At 67.3% G+C, this 21,276-nt stretch carries 22 protein-coding genes and 1 pseudogene; 11 read left to right on the plus strand and 12 right to left on the minus strand.

Translation table 11 applies throughout. The features are described from left to right. The first annotated feature begins 14 nt into the window (after positions 1-14). Positions 15-1,271: an MFS transporter gene (locus G6N15_RS04190; RefSeq protein ID WP_232070344.1), complete on the plus strand. Its 1,257-nt coding sequence runs from the start codon at positions 15-17 to the stop codon at positions 1,269-1,271. An 11-nt stretch (positions 1,272-1,282) separates the two neighbouring features. Next, positions 1,283-2,746, plus strand: coding sequence for an acetyl-coenzyme A carboxylase carboxyl transferase subunits beta/alpha (locus tag G6N15_RS04195; RefSeq protein WP_083087652.1), 1,464 nt, complete (start codon positions 1,283-1,285; stop codon positions 2,744-2,746). Here the strand turns inward: G6N15_RS04195 and G6N15_RS04200 are convergent. Next, complete coding sequence (locus G6N15_RS04200) at positions 2,743-3,294, minus strand: TetR/AcrR family transcriptional regulator (protein ID WP_083087651.1); 552 nt, start codon at positions 3,292-3,294, stop codon at positions 2,743-2,745. The genes G6N15_RS04195 and G6N15_RS04200 overlap by 4 nt on opposite strands. Before the next feature lie 95 nt (positions 3,295-3,389). On the opposite strand from G6N15_RS04200, the gene G6N15_RS04205 reads away from it, so the two are divergent. From G6N15_RS04205 to G6N15_RS04215, 3 genes are read left to right on the plus strand one after another with little or no spacing between them, the layout of a single operon-like run. Further along, complete coding sequence (locus G6N15_RS04205) at positions 3,390-4,529, plus strand: FAD-dependent monooxygenase (RefSeq protein ID WP_083087650.1); 1,140 nt, start codon at positions 3,390-3,392, stop codon at positions 4,527-4,529. Between the two features lie 54 nt (positions 4,530-4,583). Then, the gene (prrA, locus tag G6N15_RS04210) at positions 4,584-5,294 is read left to right on the plus strand and encodes a two-component system response regulator PrrA (protein WP_139797828.1); all 711 of its coding nucleotides are present in this window, start codon (positions 4,584-4,586) and stop codon (positions 5,292-5,294) included. Positions 5,295-5,308: 14 nt separating this feature from the next. Beyond that, complete coding sequence (locus tag G6N15_RS04215; RefSeq protein ID WP_083087648.1) at positions 5,309-6,649, plus strand: sensor histidine kinase; 1,341 nt, start codon at positions 5,309-5,311, stop codon at positions 6,647-6,649. 11 nt (positions 6,650-6,660) lie between these two features. On the opposite strand, the gene arfC is transcribed toward G6N15_RS04215, so the two are convergent. The 3 genes from arfC to arfA form a co-directional block, all read right to left on the minus strand. Then, on the minus strand, positions 6,661-6,810 hold the full coding sequence (arfC, locus tag G6N15_RS04220; protein ID WP_163747938.1) for a channel accessory protein ArfC: 150 nt from the start codon (positions 6,808-6,810) through the stop codon (positions 6,661-6,663). Continuing rightward, positions 6,810-6,962 carry a channel accessory protein ArfB gene (gene arfB, locus G6N15_RS22685; protein ID WP_169922507.1) on the minus strand — a complete coding sequence of 51 codons (153 nt, stop codon included), beginning with the start codon at positions 6,960-6,962 and terminating at the stop codon, positions 6,810-6,812. Before arfB ends, arfC begins: the two co-directional genes overlap by 1 nt. 65 nt (positions 6,963-7,027) lie before the next feature. Next, on the minus strand, positions 7,028-7,684 hold the full coding sequence (gene arfA / locus G6N15_RS04225) for a channel-forming protein ArfA/OmpATb (RefSeq protein ID WP_139797827.1): 657 nt from the start codon (positions 7,682-7,684) through the stop codon (positions 7,028-7,030). 152 nt (positions 7,685-7,836) lie between these two features. Here arfA and G6N15_RS04230 point away from each other — a divergent pair, with 152 nt between their 5' ends. Both G6N15_RS04230 and G6N15_RS04235 read left to right on the plus strand, forming a co-directional pair. Then, positions 7,837-8,100 (plus strand): DUF2630 family protein, encoded by a 264-nt coding sequence (locus G6N15_RS04230; protein ID WP_083087669.1) that lies wholly within the window; start codon positions 7,837-7,839, stop codon positions 8,098-8,100. Positions 8,101-8,147: 47 nt separating this feature from the next. After that, positions 8,148-9,704 (plus strand): phytoene desaturase family protein, encoded by a 1,557-nt coding sequence (locus tag G6N15_RS04235; protein WP_083087668.1) that lies wholly within the window; start codon positions 8,148-8,150, stop codon positions 9,702-9,704. A 3-nt stretch (positions 9,705-9,707) separates the two neighbouring features. Here the strand turns inward: G6N15_RS04235 and G6N15_RS04240 are convergent, their stop codons facing one another. From G6N15_RS04240 to pdxH, 3 genes and pseudogenes are all read right to left on the minus strand, one after another. Further along, complete coding sequence (locus G6N15_RS04240) at positions 9,708-11,003, minus strand: citrate synthase (protein WP_083087647.1); 1,296 nt, start codon at positions 11,001-11,003, stop codon at positions 9,708-9,710. A 114-nt stretch (positions 11,004-11,117) separates the two neighbouring features. Continuing rightward, a pseudogene (locus G6N15_RS04245) lies at positions 11,118-12,385 on the minus strand (MFS transporter). A gap of 4 nt (positions 12,386-12,389) precedes the next feature. After that, complete coding sequence (gene pdxH / locus G6N15_RS04250) at positions 12,390-13,046, minus strand: pyridoxamine 5'-phosphate oxidase (RefSeq protein WP_083087646.1); 657 nt, start codon at positions 13,044-13,046, stop codon at positions 12,390-12,392. 75 nt (positions 13,047-13,121) lie between these two features. On the opposite strand from pdxH, the gene G6N15_RS04255 reads away from it, so the two are divergent. Together G6N15_RS04255 and G6N15_RS04260 are read left to right on the plus strand one after the other, a co-directional pair. Continuing rightward, positions 13,122-14,240, plus strand: a complete 1,119-nt coding sequence (locus G6N15_RS04255) for a citrate synthase 2 (protein ID WP_083087645.1) — start codon at positions 13,122-13,124, stop codon at positions 14,238-14,240. 87 nt (positions 14,241-14,327) lie between these two features. Further along, complete coding sequence (locus G6N15_RS04260; protein WP_083087644.1) at positions 14,328-14,783, plus strand: VOC family protein; 456 nt, start codon at positions 14,328-14,330, stop codon at positions 14,781-14,783. Here the strand turns inward: G6N15_RS04260 and G6N15_RS04265 are convergent. Further along, entirely contained in the window at positions 14,780-16,462 is a 1,683-nt protein-coding gene (locus G6N15_RS04265) for an FAD-dependent oxidoreductase (RefSeq protein WP_083087643.1), read from the minus strand. The genes G6N15_RS04260 and G6N15_RS04265 overlap by 4 nt on opposite strands. 8 nt (positions 16,463-16,470) lie before the next feature. Then, the gene (locus tag G6N15_RS04270; RefSeq protein WP_163747940.1) at positions 16,471-17,487 is read right to left on the minus strand and encodes an AurF N-oxygenase family protein; all 1,017 of its coding nucleotides are present in this window, start codon (positions 17,485-17,487) and stop codon (positions 16,471-16,473) included. A 193-nt stretch (positions 17,488-17,680) separates the two neighbouring features. Between G6N15_RS04270 and serC the strand changes: the two genes are divergently transcribed. Both serC and sepH read left to right on the plus strand, forming a co-directional pair. After that, entirely contained in the window at positions 17,681-18,799 is a 1,119-nt protein-coding gene (gene serC, locus G6N15_RS04275) for a phosphoserine transaminase (RefSeq protein WP_083087641.1), read from the plus strand. A gap of 112 nt (positions 18,800-18,911) precedes the next feature. Further along, positions 18,912-19,709: a septation protein SepH gene (gene sepH, locus G6N15_RS04280; protein ID WP_083087640.1), complete on the plus strand. Its 798-nt coding sequence runs from the start codon at positions 18,912-18,914 to the stop codon at positions 19,707-19,709. Here the strand turns inward: sepH and G6N15_RS04285 are convergent. From G6N15_RS04285 to G6N15_RS04295, 3 genes are read right to left on the minus strand one after another with little or no spacing between them, the layout of a single operon-like run. Next, positions 19,706-19,984 (minus strand): DUF2537 domain-containing protein, encoded by a 279-nt coding sequence (locus G6N15_RS04285; RefSeq protein ID WP_083087639.1) that lies wholly within the window; start codon positions 19,982-19,984, stop codon positions 19,706-19,708. The genes sepH and G6N15_RS04285 overlap by 4 nt on opposite strands. 14 nt (positions 19,985-19,998) lie before the next feature. Next, the gene (locus G6N15_RS04290; RefSeq protein ID WP_083087638.1) at positions 19,999-20,835 is read right to left on the minus strand and encodes a TrmH family RNA methyltransferase; all 837 of its coding nucleotides are present in this window, start codon (positions 20,833-20,835) and stop codon (positions 19,999-20,001) included. After that, positions 20,832-21,263, minus strand: coding sequence for an Rv0880 family HTH-type transcriptional regulator (locus tag G6N15_RS04295; RefSeq protein ID WP_083087637.1), 432 nt, complete (start codon positions 21,261-21,263; stop codon positions 20,832-20,834). The genes G6N15_RS04290 and G6N15_RS04295 overlap by 4 nt, the downstream gene beginning before the upstream one ends. Positions 21,264-21,276: the final 13 nt, after the last annotated feature.

The following is a 21,276-nucleotide window of genomic DNA, read 5'->3' on the forward strand; positions in this document are numbered from 1 at the left end:
GGAAGAATCTAGGCGTGCCAGCCGAGGACTTCGTCGCGCCGACGGTGCGAACGCGTGATCGGGCCGCGCTGCAGTCGCTGAATTTCTTCATGGCCGACATGGAGGCCGGCATGGGGCCCTTTCTGGGGGTGCTGCTGGCCAGCCGCGGCTGGCAGACCGGGACCATCGGTGCGGTCATCACCCTGGGCGCCATCGTGGGCATGGTGACCGTCGCGCCCGCCGGAGCTTTGGTCGATGCCACCACCCGCAAGCGGGCCTGCGTCATCGGCGTCGGCCTGGCCGCCGTCGCCGCGTCGGCGGTGATTCTGACCAACCATCACTTCTGGGTGGTCGCCGCCGCGCAGGCCGTCATGTGCATCTCCGGGGCGGCCATCGCCCCGGCGGTCATCGGCATCACGCTCGGCTTGGTCGGCCAAATGGGGTTCACCAGCCAGATCGGCCGCAACCAGGCCTTCAACCACGCCGGCAACATGGCCGGTGCCGGCCTGGGCGGGCTGCTGGGTTGGGTGTTCGGCTACGCCGGCGTGTTCTGGTTGGCCGCGGCCTTCGCAGTGGTGGCCATCGCCTCGACCCTGGCGATTCCGCCCGGTCGCATCAACCACCACATCGCCCGCGGCGAGGCGCTGACCGGCGACCAGGCCCCGGTCAAAAAGCTGCGAGTGCTCATCGAATCCAAGCCGCTGCTGGCGTTGGCCGCCGCGGTGGTGCTGTTCCACCTGGGCAACGCCGCGATGCTGCCGCTCTACGGGCTGGCGGTGGTCGCCACTCACGCCAACCCGTTCATCACGGTGGCCAGCACCGTGGTCGTCGCCCAGGCTGTGATGATCGTCGCCTCGCTGGCGGCGATGCGGATCGCCCAAACCCGCGGCTACTGGCTGGCGATCCTGGTCGCGTTCAGCGCGCTGCCCGTCCGCGGGCTCATCGCCGCCAACGTGATCACCACCTGGGGCGTCATTCCGGTGCAGGTGCTCGACGGGGTCGGCGCGGGCATGCTCTCGGTGGCGGTGCCCGGGCTGGTGGCCCGCCTGCTCGACGGCACGGGGCACATCAACATCGGCCAGGGCGCGATCATGGCAGCCCAAGGTCTCGGTGGCGCGCTGAGCCCGGTGCTCGGCGGCTATGTCGCCCAGATATGGGGATTCCCAACCGCTTTCTTCCTGCTCGGCGGACTGTCGGTGGGATCGCTGGTCATCTGGCTCACGTTCGCGCCGATGCTGCGCCGGGCAGGCAACCACCTACCCGCATTATCTGAGCCCGCCGAGGTGACGTGAACGGGCGCCGCATGGGACTCGACAAACTGCGCGACGCGGTGCTGGACGACGGGTCGTTCGTCAGCTGGGACACCGCGCCGACGCCGGTGCCGACTTCGGAGTCCTACGCTCGCGAGCTGGCCGCCGCCCGGGCCGCTACCGGCATCGACGAGTCGGTGCTGACCGGAGAGGGCCGGATCTTCGGTCGCCGCGTAGCGGTGGTGGTCTGTGAATTCGGCTTCCTCGGCGGCTCGATCGGTGTGGCGGCGGCCGAACGGATCACCGCCGCGGTGCAACGTGCAACGGCGGAGCGGTTGCCGCTGCTGGCGTCGCCGAGCTCCGGCGGCACCCGCATGCAGGAAGGCACAGTCGCATTCCTGCAGATGGTCAAGATCGCCGCAGCCGTCACCCTGCACAAGCAGGCACACCTGCCCTACTTGGTCTACCTGCGCGATCCGACCACCGGCGGGGTGTTCGCGTCGTGGGGCTCGCTGGGACACGTCACCATCGCCGAGCCCGGCGCGCTGATCGGTTTCCTGGGCCCGCGCGTCTACGAGCAGCTCTACGGCGAACCGTTTCCCGCCGGGATCCAGACCGCGGAGAACCTGCAGCGGCACGGGGTGATCGACGGCGTGGTCCCCCTCGATGAGCTACGGCACACGCTGGATCGAGCGTTGGCGGTGCTCGCCGACGAGCCCGCGTCATCGTCGCCGTCGCCGTCCAGCGAGCCGATACCCGATGTGCCGGCGTGGGATTCGGTGGTGGCATCGCGGCGGCCGGACCGGCCGGGAGTGCGCCACCTGCTGCGGCATGGCTGCACCGAACAGGTGCTGTTGTCGGGCACCGAACAGGGCGAGGCAGCGACCACTCTGTTGGCGCTGGCCCGGTTCGCCGGTCAGCCCGCGGTGGTGCTCGGCCAGCAGCGCGTGGTCGGCGGAATCGTCGGTCCCGCGTCGTTGCGCGAGGCCCGCCGCGGCATGGCTCTCGCGGGCGAATTGCGCCTTCCCCTGGTGCTGGTCATCGACACCGCCGGCCCGGCCTTGTCGGCCGAAGCTGAGGAGGGCGGGCTGGCCGGCGAGATCGCCCGCTGCTTGGCCGATCTGGTCACCCTGGACACGCCGACGGTGTCGGTGCTGCTGGGCCAGGGCAGCGGCGGCCCGGCACTGGCGATGGTGCCCGCCGACCGCGTGTTGGCCGCGCTGCACGGCTGGCTGGCGCCGCTGCCGCCCGAGGGCGCCAGCGCGATCGTCTTCCGCGACACCGACCATGCCGCGGAACTAGCTGCAGCACAGGGCATTCGGTCAGCCGACCTGCTGGCATCGGGCATCGTCGATCGCATCGTGGTCGAGCATCCCGATGCCTCCGACGAGCCGATCGAGTTCTCCACCCGGCTCTGCAGCGCCATCGCCGCCGAAGTGCACGCACTGCGCGCTGTGCCCGACGCCGAGCGGATGGCAGCGCGACTGGAGCGCTACCGGCGCATCGGCCTGCGTTAGCTATCCGGCGGGCCGAGGTAGCGCTGGATCGTCGGCCCAAGCCACTCGACGATCTCGTCGCGGCTCATCGCAACCACCGGCGCCAGCCGCAACACGAACCGGCAGAACGCCATCCCCATGATCTGGGTGGCGATCAGCCCGGCCCTGCGCTCTGATTCCGCCGCCGGCGCGACGCTGGCCACCAACGGCTGCAGCTGAGTTTCAAAGATCTGCCGCATCCGTTGTGCGGCTTCGTCATTGGTGGCACTCGAGCGCAGCAGGATGACCAGCGCGTCGTCGCCCTCCCAGCGCTCGAGGAAATGCCGCACCAGCGCCCGCCCGACGTCGGTCCGCTCGGCCTGCGACAGATCAGGAAACCTCAGGTCGAAATCCGCCGCGGCCGCGAACAACTTGTCTTTGCTGCCGTAGTACCGCATCACCATCGCCGGATCGACACCGGCATCAGCGGCGATCGCCCGGATGGTGGCGGCCTGGAAGCCGGCAGTGCCGAACCGCTCGCGCGCGGCCGCCAGGATCGCAGCCTTGCTCTCCTCCGACGCCCGTCTCATGTCAACGATTGTAGGCCAACAACTGTTGACATACGAACCCACAAGGAGCATGCTGGACTATGCCAACAAGCGTTGACTTAGGAAGGAGTCACGCCATGACCGATACCGATGTCCTCGTCGTGGGAGCGGGGCCCACTGGGCTAACTCTGGCGATCTCGCTGCTCAACCGCGGGGCGCGAGTGATGATCGGCGACTGCTTGGCGGCAGGCGCCAACACCTCGCGCGCCGCGGCGGTCAATGCCCGCACGCTGGAGGTTCTCGAAGGCATCGACGTGTCGCGGCGCATGGTCAAGGCCGGTCTCATCGCAGCGCGGTTCACCATGCGCCACCAGACGCGGATCCTGATGCCGATCGATTTCTCGGTGCTGCCCACCCGCTACCCCTACACGCTGATGATTTCGCAGGCCACCACAGAGAAGCTGCTCGTCGAACGGCTGACCGAGCTCGGCGGCGAAGTGCTCCGGCCCAAGACGCTGACCCACCTCACCCAGGGCCGCGACGGCGTCACCGCCGCCTTCGACGACGGCGAGGATATCCGGGCACGCTACGTCGTCGGGGCCGACGGCATGCACAGCACCGTTCGCGAACTGGCCGGGATCGGCTTCACCGGCGGCGAGTATCCGGAGTCGTTCGCGCTGGCCGACGCCCGGCTGTCGGGCGAGGCGCCCGACGACGAGGTCATCCTGTTCTACGCAGTGAGCGGTCTCAACGTCCTCGCCCCGCTGCCCGACGGCATTCACCGCATCGTCGCACCGATCTTCGACGCACCCGAAGAGCCGTCGACGGAGTTCGTGCAGTCGTTGCTCGATGCCCGCGGTTTCGGCCCCGGACGCACCCAGGTGCGTGAGGTGCTGTGGGGGTCGCGATTCCGGATCCACCACCGCGTCGCCGACACCTACCGGGCCGGTCGGCTGGTGCTGGCCGGCGACGCTGCCCACGTGCACAGTCCGGCCGGCGGGCAGGGCATGAATCTGGGCATCCAAGACGCGGTGGCCTTGGCCGACGCGCTGGGCGAGGTGCTGCACGGCGGCTCCGACACGGCCCTCGACGCCTACAGCGCGGCTCGCCGGCCGATAGCCCGCCAGGTGCTGGCCACCACCGGACGGTTGACCCGACTGGCGACCCTGCCCAAAGCGGCGCGTCCCATCCGTAACGGAGCCATGCGGCTCGCCGCACGCGTGCCCGCTGTGCGCAGTGGGCTGGCCTGGCGGCTATCGGGTCTGGTCTACCGCTGACCGTCGGCATCGCAGCGCGCAGCATCCCACAGCTAAGCCGGTTCATCAGGCAAGATAGGCGGCATGGACACTGGTGCAACCACACCCCGGGTTTTGGTTGTCGACGACGACTCGGATGTGTTGGCCTCGCTGGAACGCGGACTGCGACTGTCCGGATTCGAGGTGTCCACCGCGGCCGACGGCGCCGAGGCGCTGCGCAGCGCCACCGAAACCCGGCCCGACGCGATCGTGCTGGACATCAACATGCCGGTGCTGGACGGCGTCAGCGTGGTCACCGCGCTGCGCGCCATGGACAACGACGTGCCGGTCTGCGTGCTCTCCGCACGCAGCTCGGTTGACGACCGGGTGGCCGGGCTGGAAGCCGGCGCCGACGACTACCTGGTCAAACCGTTCGTGCTGGCCGAGCTCGTCGCCCGGGTGCGCGCGCTGCTGCGCCGCCGCGGCTCCACCGCGACGTCGTCCTCGGAAACCATCACGGTGGGCCCCCTGGAGGTCGACATCCCGGGTCGGCGCGCCCGGGTCAACGGGATTGATGTGGACTTGACCAAGCGCGAGTTCGACCTACTGGCCGTGCTGGCTGAGCACAAGACCGCTGTGCTGTCGCGCGCCCAACTGCTCGAACTGGTGTGGGGCTACGACTTCGCGGCCGACACCAACGTCGTCGACGTGTTCATCGGCTACCTGCGGCGCAAGCTGGAGGCCGGCGGCGCACCGCGGCTGCTGCATACTGTTCGAGGGGTGGGTTTCGTACTGCGTATGCAGTGACCGCAAGGGAACCTATGAACTTACTGTCGCGAATCTTGACCCGTACGCCATCGCTGCGCGCACGGGTTGTGGTCGCGACGGCCATCGGCGCGGCGATCCCGGTGCTCATCGTCGGAACCATCGTGTGGGTCGGGATCACCAACGACCGGTTGTACTGGCTGGACCGCCGCCTCGACGAGGCCGCCGGCTTCGCCGTCCCGTTCCTGCCCCGCGGTCTCGATGAGATTCCGCGCTCCCCTAACGACCAGAACACCGTCATCACCGTCCGCCGCGGCGATCAGGTGACCTCCAATTCCAGCGTCACGCTGCCGAAGCTGAACCACGACTACGCCGACACCGACATCAACGGCAAGCGCTACCGCGTGCGCACCGTGGAAATCCCTGCGCCGCAACCGATGTCGGTGGAAGTCGGGGCCACCTACGACGAGACCATCGCCGAAACCAACAACCTGCACCGGCGGGTGATTTTGATCTGTGCGTTCGCGATCGCCGCGGCAGCGGTGTTCGCCTGGCTGCTGGCCACCTTCGCGGTGCGGCCGTTCAAGCGGCTGGCCCAGCAGACCCGGTCGATCGACGCCGGCGACCAGGCGCCGCAGGTGCAGGTGCGCGGCGCCAGCGAGGCCGTCGAGATCGCTGAGGCCATGCGCGGCATGCTGCAGCGCATCTGGGACGAGCAGAACCGCACCAAGGAAGCGCTGGCGTCGGCTCGCGACTTCGCGTCGGTGTCGGCGCACGAGCTGCGCACCCCGCTGACCGCGATGCGCACCAACCTGGAAGTGCTGGCCACCCTGGACCTGCCGGACGACCAACGCAAAGAAGTGCTCAATGACGTGATCCGCACTCAGTCGCGCATCGAGGCGACGCTGAGCGCGCTGGAGCGGCTTGCCCAGGGTGAGCTCTCCACGCGGGAAGATCATGTGCCGGTCGACATCACCGAGTTGCTGGACCGTGCCGCGCACGATGCCATGCGGGTCTACCCCAATCTCGATGTTTCGCTGGTGCCCTCGCCGACCTGCATCATTGTGGGGCTGCCGGCGGGATTGCGGCTGGCCGTCGACAACGCGATCGCCAACGCGGTCAAACACGGCGGCGCCAATAGAGTGCAGCTGTCTGCGGTCAGCTCACGGGCCGGCGTGGAGATCGCGATCGACGACAACGGCACCGGTGTGCCAGAGGAAGAGCGACACGTGGTGTTCGAGCGGTTCTCCCGCGGGTCCACGGCGTCGCATTCGGGCTCCGGTCTAGGGCTGGCGTTGGTGGCGCAGCAAGCCCAGCTGCACGGGGGCACCGCGTCGCTGGAGGACAGCCCGCTGGGCGGCGCGCGCCTGCTGCTGCGCCTGCCCGCACCGACCTGAGGCCTCGGGCCCTAAGTCTCCTCGCCCTGCTGCTGGGTCTCCGACTCGACAGCGCCACCCGCCGGCACTTCCCGTGTGACGCGCCGAATCATCAGCGCGGACGTCAGTAGCAAACCGAGTAAGAACGCCAGGACGATCAGCCACCCGTTTACGTCGTCCATCACCGTGTTCCTATCTCGCGTGAGCCGGGCAGATCCGCGATGGCTTCGTCTTCGCTCTTGCGCCTGATCGCGACGACGGTGATCACCCAGGCAACCGCTGAGCCCACCACGAACGCAAGCAGATACCACAACCACTGGATCACGAAATCCACGTCGAATTCTCCTTAGCTGCACGATTTCGACACGGCGATTCTTGGCGCGGACCTCCGGCAACTGTTCATCGCGGGGGTCCCGGTGACGGCGGGCTCGGTGAGCCGGTCAGCGTGATGGGCCCGCTGATCTCGATCTTGTCGACGATGTTCAGATTGGGCCAGGCGTCGTCGGCTGCCTGTTCGACGGCGTCTGCCTGGTCGGTTGTTGCAGCGGTTCCGGCCAAGGTGACGGTGTCGCCGTTGACGTCGAGTTTGAAGTCGGTCATCGACGCTGCGGCACTGAAAACCGGTCCGGCGTCGGAGAAATCGAGGGCGTTGATGTTCGGGTTGATCCGTATTGTGTCGATGACGTTGACGTTGGGACCGACCGAGCTCCTGACAGCTTCTAGCAGTGCGCCCTTGGCCATGTCGTCGGGGAAGTCGCCGCGCAGCGTTATGTCGTTGCCCTTGCGGCTAATTGAGAGCGGCGCCAGCGATATGGGTGGTATCGCCGGCGGTTTCCGCGTAGCGCCGGGGGTGCTCGTGTGGGTCAGGGTCGGCACACCACCGCTTGGACCGGTGACCTGAGAGCGCGAACGCTCGGCGAGCCCGTAGCCGATCGCTCCCAACAGCAGGGGAATAACCACCAGCGCGACCAGCCAAGCAATGCCGGGGGGACGTCGGTAGAACTTGGAAACTTTGCGCCATTGGGTGTTTGCGGGTGCTTCGCCGGAACCCGCCATGGGCCCTCCCCTATAAACGTCGATGTCCAAGCCAGATCGCAAGCGATATGAAGCCTAAAGCAGCCGTCCATCAGCGAGCCCTGGTATCGCGAAAACGTGACCACGGTCTGGTACTCGGGCAGCAGCACGCCTACCTCGGGCACACTGGTGTGGTGGCAGAGGAAAGAAGACCCACCGACCAAGACACACTGGCTCGCATTCGGGACTTGGTTGCCGAAGAGAAGACGCTGCGCGAGCAGCTGGTGCACAAAGACATCACTGAGTCGGAGGAGCACGCGCGGCTGCGCCGCGTCGAGACAGAACTCGACCAGTGTTGGGATCTGCTGCGACAGCGTCGGGCCCTGCGCGAAACCGGTGGTGACCCCCGCGAGGCGCGTGTGCGCCCGCCCGACCAAGTCGAGGGCTACCTCAGCTAACGGATCGGCGCGGTGTGTCTGCCAATGCGGCGCGGGAATTCGACGCGATTGTGGTGGGCGGGGGGCATAACGGGTTAGTCGCGGCCGCGTATCTGGCCCGCGCCGGCCTACGCGTGCGGGTCCTGGAGCGGTTGGAACATGTCGGCGGAGCCGCGGTGTCGGCGCACGTCTTCGACGGCGTCGACGCACAGCTCTCGCGGTACGCCTACCTGGTCAGCCTGCTGCCACCGCGCATCGTCGACGATATCGGTGCTCCCGTGCGACTGGCGCGGCGGCGATATGCGTCCTATAGCCCCGACCCGGCCAACGCCGGGCGCACGGGCCTGCTCATCGGTGCGCACAACATGTTTCCCGCGATCGGAGCCGCCGACGACGAACGCGGCTTCACCGAGTTCTACCGGCGCTGCCGACTGGTGACCGAGCCGATGTGGCCGACGCTGCTCGAGCCGCTGCGCACCCGTGCGCAGATGCGCCGCCACGTCATCGACCACAGTCCCCCAGCGGCCGCCGACGCGTGGCAGGCGATGATCGAGGAACCGATCGGACGCGCCATCGCCGCGGGGGTGGGCAACGACCTCGTCCGCGGTGTGATCGCAACCGACGCGCTGATCGGCACCTTCGAGCGGCTCGACGATGCCTCGCTGCGCCAGAACACCTGCTTTCTGTATCACCTGCTTGGCCAGGGTACTGGCCAATGGGATGTGCCGGTGGGCGGCATGGGCTCGGTGACGACGGCCCTGGCCGCGGCGGCAGCGGGTTATGGTGCCGAAATCACCACTGGCGCAGACGTTTACGCCATTGATCCCGACGGCGAAGTGTGCTACCGCGTCGGCGACGACGAGCGGTTGGTCACGGGCCGACACATTCTGGCCGGTGTCACACCGGTGGTGCTGGCCGACCTGCTAGGTGAACACCGACCGCCGCTGGCGCATGGTTGTCAAGTCAAAGTGAACATGGTGGTGCGGCGACTGCCCCGGTTGCGCGACGACGCAGTGATCCCCGAGCAAGCCTTCGGCGGGACATTCCACGTCAACGAGACGTGGAGCCAGCTGGATGCCGCCTACTCAATGGCAGCTCACGGCCGAGTACCTGATCCGTTGCCGTGCGAGATCTATTGCCATTCGCTGACCGACCCCAGTGTCTTGTCCCCGGCTTTGCGCCATTCCGGTGCAGCGACCCTGACGGTGTTCGGCCTGCACACGCCGCATGCGTTGCTTTCCGACGCCGGCCCTGAGGTAGTTCGCGAGCAGCTCACCGACGCCGTCTTGGCGTCGCTGAATTCGCTTCTGGCCGAGCCGATTCAAGAGGTGCTGATGGCCGACGCCCATGGCCGGCCCTGCATCGAGACGAAGACCACGCTGGATTTAGAGCGGACGCTGGCGATGAGCGGCGGCAACATCTTTCACGGCGCATTGTGTTGGCCGTTCGCCGAGGACGACGACCCGCTCGATACACCAGCGCGCCAATGGGGGGTAGCCACCGGCCACGAGCGAATCATGTTGTGCGGCTCGGCGTCTCGCCGCGGTCGTGCAGTGTCAGGTATCGGTGGTCACAACGCCGCGATGGCGGTAGTGGCCGGGCAGGCCCGGCGAACACCGCTGTAGGAACTAACGCGCGTCGATCGTGACGTAGTCGCGCTCGCCGTATCCGGTGTAGATCTGGCGGGGCCGGCCTATGCGGCTGTCGCCCTCGTCGTGCATTTCACGCCAGTGCGCGATCCACCCGGGCAGCCGGCCCAACGCGAACAGCACCGTGAACATCCGCACGGGGAACCCGATGGCCCGATAGATCAGGCCGGTGTAGAAGTCGACGTTGGGGTAGAGCTTGCGTTCGATGAAGTAGTCGTCGGTGAGGGCAGCTTCCTCGAGGGCCTTAGCGATGTCCAGCAGATCGTCGTCGGCGCCGACCTTGCCCAAAATCTTGTCGGCTTGCTCTTTGACGATGCGGGCTCGCGGGTCGTAGTTCTTGTAGACGCGGTGCCCGAACCCCATCAGCTTGACGCCGGCTTCGCGGTTCTTCACCTTGCGGACGAACTCGTGAACGTCGCCGCCTTCTTGGCGGATCTTTTCCAGCATCTCCAGCACCGCTTGGTTGGCGCCGCCGTGCAGCGGTCCCCACAACGCATTGATGCCGCCCGATATCGAGGTGAACAGGTTGGCCTGCGACGAGCCGACCAGCCGGACCGTCGACGTCGAACAGTTCTGCTCGTGGTCGGCGTGCAAGATGAACAGCATGTCCAGCGCGCGGACCACTTCGGGGTCAACCTCGTAGGGCTCGGCCGGCAACCCGAACGTCATCCGCAAGAAGTTCTCCACCAAAGTGTGCGAGTTGTCCGGGTAGAGGAACGGCTGGCCGACCGACTTCTTGTATGCATAGGCCGCGATGGTGGGCAGCTTGGCCAACAACCGGATCGTCGACAGCTCGACTTGATCGCTGTCCATGGGGTCCAGCGAGTCCTGGTAGTAGGCACTCAACGCGTTGACGGCGCTGGACAACACCGGCATGGGATGTGCATTGCGGGGAAATCCGTCGAAGAACCGCTTGAGGTCCTCGTGCAAGAGGGTGTGCCGCTGAATCTGGCGGGTGAAGGCGGCCAGTTGTTCCTTGGTCGGCAGCTCCCCGTAGATCAGCAGATAACTGACCTCGATGAACGTCGACTTCTCGGCGAGCTGCTCGATCGGATAGCCGCGGTAGCGCAGGATTCCGGCTTCACCGTCGATGAAGCAGATGGAGCTTTTGGTCGAGGCGGTGTTGGCGTAACCGGTGTCGAACGTGGTGTACCCCGTCTTGGCCAGCAGCGGGCCGAGCGCAATGCCGTCGGCTCCTTCCGTGGCGTGCACGATCTCCAAGTCCAACTCGCCACCCGGGTAGCGGAGAGTGGCGATGTCGTCGCTTGCGGCCACTAGAACCCCTTTGCGCAAATCAGCAGTGACAACGCTGGCCTTACCTACAGGCGCGTATAGCTCAAGGTAGTCGTTATCTTCCCGTCGCGCCTGTGGGGGGCCGTCGAAGGCTACTCAGGAGGTTTTGGTAGACCGCAGCGGCTGTCCGGCGAAGCGCTGGATGCGGTAGCCGAGAAACGCTGGCGCGGCCAGCGCGGCGATCAGGACCCCGACGATCACCAGTGCCCCGCCGCCGGCGGTGCCGTGCACCGCGTCACCAGACGGGGTCCTCCAGCAACTACCACGATGAACACTCCTTGCAGGCGCCCCCGCAGGTCATCGGAGTCAGCTTGCTGCAGGATGGTTTGCCGGAAGGCAGCCGAAGCCGTGTCCGCCACACCACCAAAGGCCATGCGGCCCAGGGCCGCCCACAGCAGCGGGCCGGCCCGGCCATGTGCGGCTGCGCTGACCAGCCCGAAGCCGACCATCGCCATCCCCCACACCGCGATCGCGACGACGACGGCCAGCCCCTGCCGTTGGACCCGAGGGAACCACCCCGAGAACACGCCACCGACAACAACACCGACCGACATCGCCCCGGCCAACAGCGCCATCGTGGTGCCGCCCTCGATCGGTCCGCCGAAGTTCTCGTGAGCCAGTTGAGGGAACAGCGCTCGCGGCATGCCCAGGACCATCGCGATCAGGTCGACGACGAACGACATCAACACCACGGTGTTGCCGGACAGGTAGCGGAAGCCCGCGAGCACGGCCGTCAGACCCCACCGCGCCCGGCCGGGCTCGGCGGGTTCGGTCACCGGCATCGGGGCCAGCCGAAACGTCGCCGAGATCGGGGCGAGGCAGGTCAACGCGTCGATCAGATATAGCGTGGACAGCTCAACCCAGTTCAACATCACCCCGGCCAGCAGCGGGCCGATGATTGAGCCGAAGCCGGTGACGGTCATGTTCAGCGCGTTGGCGGCGGTCAGTTGATGGCCCGGCAGCATCCGCGGAATGGCCGCCGAGCGGGTCGGCGAGTTCACCGCGTAGCACGCCTGCTGCAGAGCCAACAGGCACAGCACCACCCACACGTCGTCGACCGACAGGGCAGCCTGCAGCCACAACAGCAGCGACGCCCCCGCCAGTCCGCAGGAGGCGATGATCAGTAGCACCCGCCGGTCCATGGCGTCGGCCCAGGCGCCGCCCAGCAGACCGAAGACGATCAGCGGCACCAGCGCGAACACGCCGGCAAGCCCGACGTACGCCGAATTCTGGGTGAGCGCCTAGATCTGGACGGGGACCGCGAAAATCGTCAGGTTCGCACCGATGACGCTGGGTATCCCGGCCAGCCACAGTCGGCGAAAGTCGGGGCTTCCCAGCGGTGTGGTGTCGGCGAACAGCCTCACCTCGTTAGGGCTGCAGGCGTTCGACGCGATCGCCGATGACGCGAATTCGGTTGTGCAGCCGGTCTTCTCGGCCCTGCCAGAACTCGACCACCTCGGGCGCGATGCGGTATCCGCCCCAGTTCGGCGGCACCGGGATGTGCTCGACGCCGGCGAAGCGCGCAGTCACCTCGGCGAGCTGATCGAGCAGCGCCGCACGCGAGGCGATCGGAGCCGACTGGTGTGACGCCCACGCGCCCAGCTGCGAGCCGCGCGGCCGCTTGGACCAGTAGTCCTCGGTGACGCGAGGATCGACCTTGCTCACCGGCCCCCGGATGTGGAACTGCCGGCCCAACAGGTACCAGGGAAAGGTCGCCGACGCGTACGGGATAGCCGCCAGCTGGGTGCCCTTGGCCGAGTCGTAGTTGGTGAAGAACGTGATCCCGGTCTCGTCGACGCCTTTGCATAGCACCGAGCGGGTGAAGGGTTTTCCCGAGTCGGCGGTGGCCAACACCATGGCGTTGGGTTCGGCGATTCCGGCGCGTTCGGCGTCGCCGATCCACTTGTGGAACAACGCAACCCAGCCCTCGTCGAGCCAATCCGAGTCGAGGTCGGGGCTGCCGTCTTTTTCCGCGCTGTATTCCACCCGCATCGCCGCCAGGTGCTCGTTTTCGGGACCTGCCATCGCGCTTACGCTACTCCGGCCGTTCATTACCGACCGGTAGCGGCCGTCGCCGGGCGGAATGAGAGAATCGGCGCCATGACTGTGGTCCCGGAGAATTTCGTCGCCGGCCTCGACGGCGTAGTTGCGTTCACCACCGAGATCGCCGAACCGGACAAGGACGGCGGCGCGCTGCGCTACCGCGGCGTGGATATCGAGGATCTTGTGAGCCGACAGGTCACCTTCGGCGATACGTGGGCGCTGCTGGTCGACGGAAAATTCGGGCATGGCCTGCCGCCGGCGGAGCCGTTCCCACTGCCGATCCACAGCGGCGATGTCCGGGTCGACGTGCAGGCGGGTTTGGCCATGTTGGCACCGATCTGGGGATACCAGCCGCTGCTCGACATCGACGACACCACCGCACGCGAGCAGCTGGCCCGAGCGTCGGTTATGGCGCTGTCCTATGTCGCCCAGTCGGCGCGAGGAATCCACCAGCCGGCCGTCCCGCAACGAGTCATCGACGAATGCTCAACCATCACAGCGCGTTTCATGACACGTTGGCAGGGCGAGCCCGACCCTCGCCACGTCGAAGCCGTCGACGCGTATTGGGTGTCGGCCGCCGAGCACGGCATGAACGCCTCGACGTTCACCGCCCGGGTGATCGCATCGACCGGCGCCGATGTGGCGGCCGCGCTCTCAGGAGCCATCGGCGCGATGAGCGGCCCGCTGCATGGCGGTGCGCCGGCCCGGGTGCTGCCCATGCTCGAAGAGGTGGAGCGCACCGACGACGCGCGAGGTCTGGTCAAGGGAATCCTCGATCGCGGCGAGAAGCTGATGGGATTCGGGCACCGCGTCTACCGCGCAGAGGACCCGCGAGCGCGAGTACTCCGGGCGACGGCCAAGCGGCTGGGCGCGCCGCGCTATGAAGTGGCATTGGCGGTTGAGCAAGCGGCGTTGGCTGAGCTGCGGGAGCGTCGCCCGGATCGCGCGATCGAAACCAACGTGGAGTTCTGGGCCGCGGTGATTCTCGACTTCGCCCAGGTGCCGGCCAAGATGATGCCGGCGATGTTCACCTGCGGTCGCACCGCCGGCTGGTGCGCCCACATTCTCGAGCAGAAGAATCTGGGCAAGCTGGTGCGGCCGTCGGCCATCTACGTTGGGCCCAGCCCGCGCAGCCCGGAATCCGTCGAAGGGTGGGACCAGGTCCAGAAGGGGTGATGGCGCCGCGATGAGTTTGTGTCGTAGGCCCCGTCAGTACTTGTGAGCCCGCCCGGGCCACGAGAAACCAACCTGAGGGAGGCCACCATGGCGATCACCGTCGAACCCGCGCTGTCGCCCCACCTGGTCGTCGACGACGCCGCCGTCGCGATCGACTTCTATACCAAGGCGTTTGACGCCGTGGAGCTGGGCCGTGTGCCCCGGCCGGACGGCAAACTGATCCACGCCGCGGTGCGCATCAACGGCTTCTTGGTCATGCTTGCCGATGACTTCCCGGAGGTCTGCGGCGGCAAGTCGATGACCCCCAAGGCGCTGGGCGGGACTCCCGTCACGATTCATTTGACCGTCACCGACGTGGACGCCAAGTTCCAACAGGCGCTCGACGCCGGCGCCACCGTCGTTGCGCCATTGGAGGACCAGTTCTGGGGTGACCGCTACGGCGTGGTCGCCGACCCGTTCGGGCACCACTGGTCGCTCGGGCAACCGGTGCGTGAGGTCAGCATGGACGAAATCGCCGCCGCGATGGGCGGCCAGGCAGGCTAAGCGAATTCGCGCAGCCGGTTGGCCAGCCGCTGACGCAGCGGTGGCGCGGGTGCGCTTGCCGCGGCGGCCAGCATGTCGGCGATCGAGGTGAACTTGTTGCGCGGACGTCCATCGCCGCCCCGGGCAACCTCGGCGGCGTCGATGGCCTGCCACCCGGCGGCGTCGATGGCGTCGGGCTGGCGCGCCCGAACGAGTTTGTCCAACGCGGATGGTCTGCTGATCGGCTCGGCGAGCAAGCCGGCGTTGAAGTCGTCGACCAGTTGCTGCACCGTCTGCAGCGCGCAGGACTTGTTGGTGCCGATGAACCCGGTCGGTCCGCGCTTGATCCAGCCGGCCACATAGGCGCCCGCCACCGGCCGGCCCGATCCCGGATCGATGACCCTGCCCTTGTCGTTCGGGACGACTGCGGCGACGTCGTCGAACGGCAGGTCGCGAATTGGCTTGCCCCGGTAGCCGATTGAGGTCAGCACCAGTCCCGCGTCGAGTTGGCGCACCTCGTCGGTGCCGGTGACGCAGAACTCCACGCCAGTGGCGCGCTGACCGCCGAGCACCCGCCGGGGTGTGAGTTGGTAGGCCAGCCGGATCCGGGGCCGCGTCGCCGGCGACGAGCCGTCGCCGAGTTTGCTCAAGATCTCGAGCTTCTGCCGGGTCAAGGTGTCGGAGACGCTCGCCAGGTCGCGCCGCACCAGGTCGTGGTCGTGCGCGTCCAGCACCACCTCGGCCGTCGTCGTCAGCCCGATCAGCTCGGGCAGCGTGAACGCCGAATGCGCGGGCCCGCGCCGGGCGGCGATGACCACCTCCTGGACCCGCGAGGCGCGCAGTGCTTTCAGGGCGTGGTCTGAGATATCCGTGCCGGCCAACTCGTCCGGGTCGGCGGTGAGCACCCGCGCCACATCCAAAGCGACGTTGCCGTTGCCGATGAGTACGACCCGCTCATGAGCGAGATCGACTGGCAAATCAGCGAATTCGGGGTGGCCGTTGTACCACGCCACCACCTCGGTGGCGGTCGCCGTGCCGGGCAGACCCATGCCGTCGATGTCGAGCCGACGGTCGTTGGGCGCGCCGCTGGCATAGATCACGGCGTGGTGGTGGGCGAGCAGGTCGGCGTGGCTCAGGTGCTTGCCGATCTCGACATTGAGATAGAAGCGAAAGCCGCGATGCTGCGCGATCCGGTCGAAAAGCTGGGTGACCCCTTTGGTGCTCTGGTGGTCAGGTGCCACCCCAGCGCGCACCAATCCATAAGGGGTAGGCAGCTTTTCGAAGACATTGACCCGCACACCGTGCTGGGTGAGCAATTCGTCGGCGGCGTACATCGCGGCGGGCCCTGACCCGACGATGGCCACCGTCAACGGGCCGCGGTGCACCTGCGGCGCCGGGATCACCGGCGCCAGCTTCGACGTCGGCGGCAGCTTCTTGTCGGTGGGCCGATCCGGGTAATAGGAGGCGTTGATGTCGACGAACGGCTGCTGCTCGACGGTGAGCCGGGTGTCCGGGGCAATCGCCCCGACCGGGCAGGCGCTCACGCAGGCCCCGCAGTCGACACAGGCTACCGGGTCGATGTAGAGCATCTCGGAAGTGGCAAACCCCGGCTCGTCCGGTGAGGGATGGATGCAGTTCACCGGACAGGCGTAAACGCAGGACCCGTCGCTACAGCACGACTGGGTGATGACGTGCGGCATGAAACGCGTTACGCGACAGCGACGAGATGCTGGCGCTGCGGCTCGCTGCGATAGCGCGACGGCTTGCCGCTGATCTTGCAGAGCCGCCACACGATCTTGGCGACCGGGTTCATCAGCCCGGTGTCGTAGCAGAGCATCCGAACGTCGCCGAACATGTCGCGAATCATCTTCTGCGACTCCGGCGAGCGGAAGAACACTTCCTTGCGCACCTGACGCGGAATGTCGAACTCACGCCAGAAGGCCTTCGGCGGCACCACGATTGCCGAGCACAGGATCCGCATCGTCAGCGGAACATACAGCGACAACCAGAACCGCTTACGCCTCGGCAGATGCGGAACTCGCTTGCGCAGGTACTCGTGAGCGAAGGAGATGTGGCGGGCCTCCTCGGCCACGTGGATGGCCATCACCCGCTCCATGATCGGATGCAGTTCCTTGCTCTCACGCAGGATGTTCTTCTGCGCGTGGTCGATGGGCTCCTCGCCGGCGAGGATGCCGAACCAGAACGGGATCGGCAACGGGCCGGCGACCAACGGGATGAACGGCTGGATCCACTTCAGTAGCCGCGGCATGCCGGGCACGTCGGCGCCGATACGGTTCACCATCTCCTGGAACATCATCGTGTGGTTGCACTCTTCGACCGCCTCGTGCAGGCAGTAGCGGTACTCGGGGGACCCGTTGGGAACCCAGAACGCGTACTCCATCAGCCCGCGAATCAGGATCGATTCAAAGTGCAGACCCACCTTGGCGACGTTCGCCTGCCGCCACATACCGATCTTGATCTGGCGCTCCAGCGGCTGCGCCTGATACCAAGGGTGGCGGCCCAGCGGGTCCGTGGCCGGTAGGACCCACCGCGTGTCGTTGTCGGTGACCGCGAATTCGGGTGCATCCCAGTCGATGTCGGTATACGGGTTGAAGTTGCGCCGCACCGACCCCTCGGACAATGTGGTCAGCTTGTCGACGTATTCTGCGTCGTCGGACACCTCCATGTTGCGGCGCCAACGCTGCACTATCTTCGTCCGAGCCACGGGCTAGCCTCCTGACGAGGTTTACATTTGGACGGGTCGTGTACACGGTACCGCAGGTACCGCGAACTTTCTATACCCGATCCGGCACTGTGGCACACCCGGACTTGACGGCTGTCTTGTGACCCAGGCCACTTCCCGTGGTCGCCTCGCCGCGGCGGCTTACCCCAAAGGCCGGCTCATTAGGCTGGTAGTCATGGCTGACCAGTTGACGATCCCCGACGACATCAAACCCCGCGACGGCCGCTTCGGCTGTGGACCGTCGAAGGTCCGTCCGGAACAGTTACAGACGCTGAGCGGTAGTGCCGCCGGGCTGTTCGGCACCTCTCACCGGCAGGCGCCGGTGAAAAACTTGGTTGGTCGGGTCCGCGACGGCCTGCGCGACTACTTCTCGCTACCCGACGGCTACGAGGTGGTTCTGGGCAACGGCGGCGCGACGGCGTTCTGGGATGCCGCGGCGTTCTGCCTCATCGACAAGCGGTCACTGCACCTGAGCTATGGCGAGTTCAGCTCCAAGTTCACCTCGGCGGTCGCCAAGAACCCGTTCATCGGCGACCCGATTGTCATCAAGGCCGATCCCGGCAGCGCACCGGAGCCGCAGAGCGACCCGTCGGTCGACGTCATCGCCTGGGCACACAACGAAACGTCGACCGGGGTGGCGGTGCCGGTGCAGCGTCCGGCGGGCTCCGGCGACGCGCTGATCGCGATCGACGCCACGTCGGGTGCCGGGGGCCTGCCGGTCGACATCACCGAGGCTGATGCCTATTACTTCGCGCCGCAGAAGAGTTTCGCTAGCGACGGCGGCTTGTGGATAGCCCTTTTGAGCCCGGCGGCCCTAGGCCGCATCGAGGCCATCGCCGCGTCCGGGCGCTGGGTACCCGACTTCCTGTCGCTGCCGATCGCCGTGGACAACAGCCTCAAGAACCAGACCTACAACACGCCCGCGATCGGCACGCTCGTGCTGCTGGCCGAGCAAATCGACTGGCTGATCGGCAACGGCGGGCTGGATTGGGCGGTCAAGCGCACTGCGGACTCCTCGCAGCGGCTGTACTCCTGGGCGCAAGAGCGGCCCTACACCACGCCGTTCGTCGCGGAGCCTCGGCTGCGCTCGCAAGTGGTGGGCACCCTGGACTTCAACGACGACGTCGATGCTGCGGCAGTCGCCAAGGTGCTGCGAGCCAACGGCATCGTCGACACCGAGCCCTACCGCAAACTCGGCCGCAACCAACTGCGGGTCGGTATGTTCCCCGCCGTCGACCCTGATGACGTCAGCGCGCTCACCGAGTGCATCGACTGGGTGGTCGAACGGCTCTAAACGGTCGTCGGCCGGCCCGCGTGTCAGCGCGGTTGACGCCGCTAGCTGCATTAGAGTGCGCACCTGACAGGCCCGTCGCGTTGGTATGCCAAGAGCCTGCGAGGAGGTCGACATGCGGGAACTCACGGTGCTTGGACTCGATGTCGACGGCAAACACATCATCTGCGAGGGCCTGGGCAGCAACGGGGACCCGAGTGAAAGGTTCAAGCTGCTGGTCGACGACCGGCTGCGGGCGGCGGTACGCGGCGATGGCGCACGGCTGGGGCAAACCCGGATCGACATCGAGGTCAATAACATGCTCAGCCCCAAAGAGATCCAGGCCCGCATCCGTGCGGGCGCATCGATCGAGCAGGTGGCCGCAGCGACCGGGGCCGACATCGCCCGGGTCCAGCGGTTCGCACACCCGGTGCTGCTGGAACGCTCTCGGGCCGCCGAGCTGGCAACCGCAGCGCACCCGGTGCTCGCCGATGGTCCCGCGGTGTTGACGCTGCTGGAGACGGTGACCGCCGCCCTGTCGGCGCGTGGTCTGGACCCCGACAGCACCAGCTGGGATGCATGGCGCCGCGACGACGGCCGCTGGACGGTCCAGCTCGCCTGGAAGGCCGGCCGCTCGGACAACCTCGCGCACTTCCGCTACTGCCCCGGCGCCCACGGCGGGACCGTGACGGCCATCGACGACGCCGCCAGCGAGCTGATCGATCCCGACTTCGACCGCCCGCTGCGGTCGGTAGCGCCGGTGGCCCAGCTCGACTTCGACGAACCAGCACCGCCGCCGCTGCCGCAAGAGCCGCAAGAGCCGACCGCTCCCCCGGAACGCCAGCGTCAGTCGGCGCGCGCCCGCCGCGGCAAGCCACCGGTTCCGGCGTGGGAAGACGTGTTGCTCGGCGTGCGCTCAGGCGGAAACCGCTAAGCGCGGCCCAACACCGCCAACGTCAGCAGCCCCAGCCAGGCGCACGACACCCCGACACCTGCGCCCAGCACAAACCAGCGCAGCACCGGCGTGTGCCGCCAGCCCCACAATGTCGGCGCCAGCCCGCCGGCGGCAATGATGTTGAGCCCGACGGCCAACACGGGATGAACCCGGATCAGCCCAAGGGTGAGCACCACGACCGCGACCCCGGTTACTGCGGCGACAAACCCCGCCACCGTCAAACCGGTGCCCCACGGCGTGGATTGGTCGGTCACGGCGCGAGCCTAACTCAATGGTCCAGCCTGGCCCGTTCGTAGAAGGCAAGGGCGGCGGCGGTGGCGACATTGAGCGAATCGGTGCCGCGCGACATCGGAATACGCACCCGTATGTCGCAGGCGCGCATCGCTTTTTCGCTCAAACCAGGCCCCTCGGCGCCTACCAGCACCGCGACCCGCTGGTCGTGCAGTGCCGCCATCGCGGCCGACAACGGCTGTGCCCGCTCGTCCGGCGTCATCGCCAGCATCCGAAATCCGTTGTCTCGCAGTACTTTCAGCTCGCCAGGCCAGTCGGCCGCACGTGCGTACGGCACCAGCAGTGCATGACCCATGGATACCCGGACCGCACGACGGTACAGCGGGTCGGCGCAGCCGCTCCCGAACACCACAGCATCGACGCCCAGCCCGGCCGCGTTGCGAAAAATCGAGCCGAGGTTCTCGTGGTCGTTGACCCCTTCGAGCACGACGACGGTGCGGGCGCCGTCCACGACTTCGGCCACGGTCGGCTCGGGTACCCGGCGTGCCGCGGCCAGCACTCCGCGGTTGAGGTGAAAGCCGACCACTTGTGACATGACGTCGGCGGAAACCCGGTAGTACGGGGCATCGACGCCGACCAGATCAGCTTTGAGTTCGGCCAGCCGGCGGTCGGTACCCAACAGGGCCACCGGGGTGAACCGGGACGCCAGCATGCGCTGCACGACCAGCACTCCCTCGGCGATCACCAATCCCTTGCCGGTCGGCAGATCGGGGCGACGGTCGACACTGTTGAGGTCTCGGAAGTCGTCGACGCGAGGGTCGTCGGGATCAGTGACGTCGCGGACGTCGATGTCCCCGAACACGCTGGCGCTCACGGGCTTTCGTCGACCAGCGCCAGCATCAGGTCAGCCGCGGTGCGCAGCGTGTCGCGTTCGGCGCTGCCCAGTGCGGCCAGCCGTTGGGCCAGCCACTCTCGACTGGCGCGGCGTTCGGACTCCAGCAGCTCAGCGCCGGCGTGCGACACCGAGACCAGAACTTGCCGGCCGTCGTCGGGATGTGCGGTGCGGTCCACCAAGCCCAGCTCGGCCAGCGAGGCGATCACCCGGGTCATCGACGGTGGCCTGACTCGTTCCCGCTCGGCCAGCGCGCCCGGCGTCATCGGGCCGTCTTTGTCCAACGTCGCCAGCGCCGACAGTTGTGACAGCGACACCGGCGACTGCGGGCGCCGAAACCGCAGTTGGCGAGAGAGCCGCATGACCGCCAACGACAAATCGCTGGCCAGCCGCGTGTCGCCGTCCATCACAGCGCGAAGGTTA

The organism is Mycobacterium noviomagense, from assembly GCF_010731635.1.
GTDB classification, from domain to species: domain Bacteria; phylum Actinomycetota; class Actinomycetes; order Mycobacteriales; family Mycobacteriaceae; genus Mycobacterium; species Mycobacterium noviomagense.

What these genes read in the sequence shown, in the direction of transcription:
- G6N15_RS04265 (WP_083087643.1), bottom strand. Translation starts at nt 16,462, where the DNA reads ATGCCGCACGTCATCACCCAGTCGTGCTGTAGCGACGGGTCCTGCGTT.
- G6N15_RS04195 (WP_083087652.1), top strand. Translation starts at nt 1,283, where the DNA reads ATGGGACTCGACAAACTGCGCGACGCGGTGCTGGACGACGGGTCGTTC.
- G6N15_RS04200 (WP_083087651.1), bottom strand. Translation starts at nt 3,294, where the DNA reads ATGAGACGGGCGTCGGAGGAGAGCAAGGCTGCGATCCTGGCGGCCGCG.
- pdxH (WP_083087646.1), bottom strand. Translation starts at nt 13,046, where the DNA reads ATGGCAGGTCCCGAAAACGAGCACCTGGCGGCGATGCGGGTGGAATAC.
- arfC (WP_163747938.1), bottom strand. Translation starts at nt 6,810, where the DNA reads ATGGACGACGTAAACGGGTGGCTGATCGTCCTGGCGTTCTTACTCGGT.
- G6N15_RS04260 (WP_083087644.1), top strand. Translation starts at nt 14,328, where the DNA reads ATGGCGATCACCGTCGAACCCGCGCTGTCGCCCCACCTGGTCGTCGAC.
- G6N15_RS04205 (WP_083087650.1), top strand. Translation starts at nt 3,390, where the DNA reads ATGACCGATACCGATGTCCTCGTCGTGGGAGCGGGGCCCACTGGGCTA.
- arfA (WP_139797827.1), bottom strand. Translation starts at nt 7,684, where the DNA reads ATGGCGGGTTCCGGCGAAGCACCCGCAAACACCCAATGGCGCAAAGTT.
- G6N15_RS04215 (WP_083087648.1), top strand. Translation starts at nt 5,309, where the DNA reads ATGAACTTACTGTCGCGAATCTTGACCCGTACGCCATCGCTGCGCGCA.
- G6N15_RS04255 (WP_083087645.1), top strand. Translation starts at nt 13,122, where the DNA reads ATGACTGTGGTCCCGGAGAATTTCGTCGCCGGCCTCGACGGCGTAGTT.
- sepH (WP_083087640.1), top strand. Translation starts at nt 18,912, where the DNA reads ATGCGGGAACTCACGGTGCTTGGACTCGATGTCGACGGCAAACACATC.
- serC (WP_083087641.1), top strand. Translation starts at nt 17,681, where the DNA reads ATGGCTGACCAGTTGACGATCCCCGACGACATCAAACCCCGCGACGGC.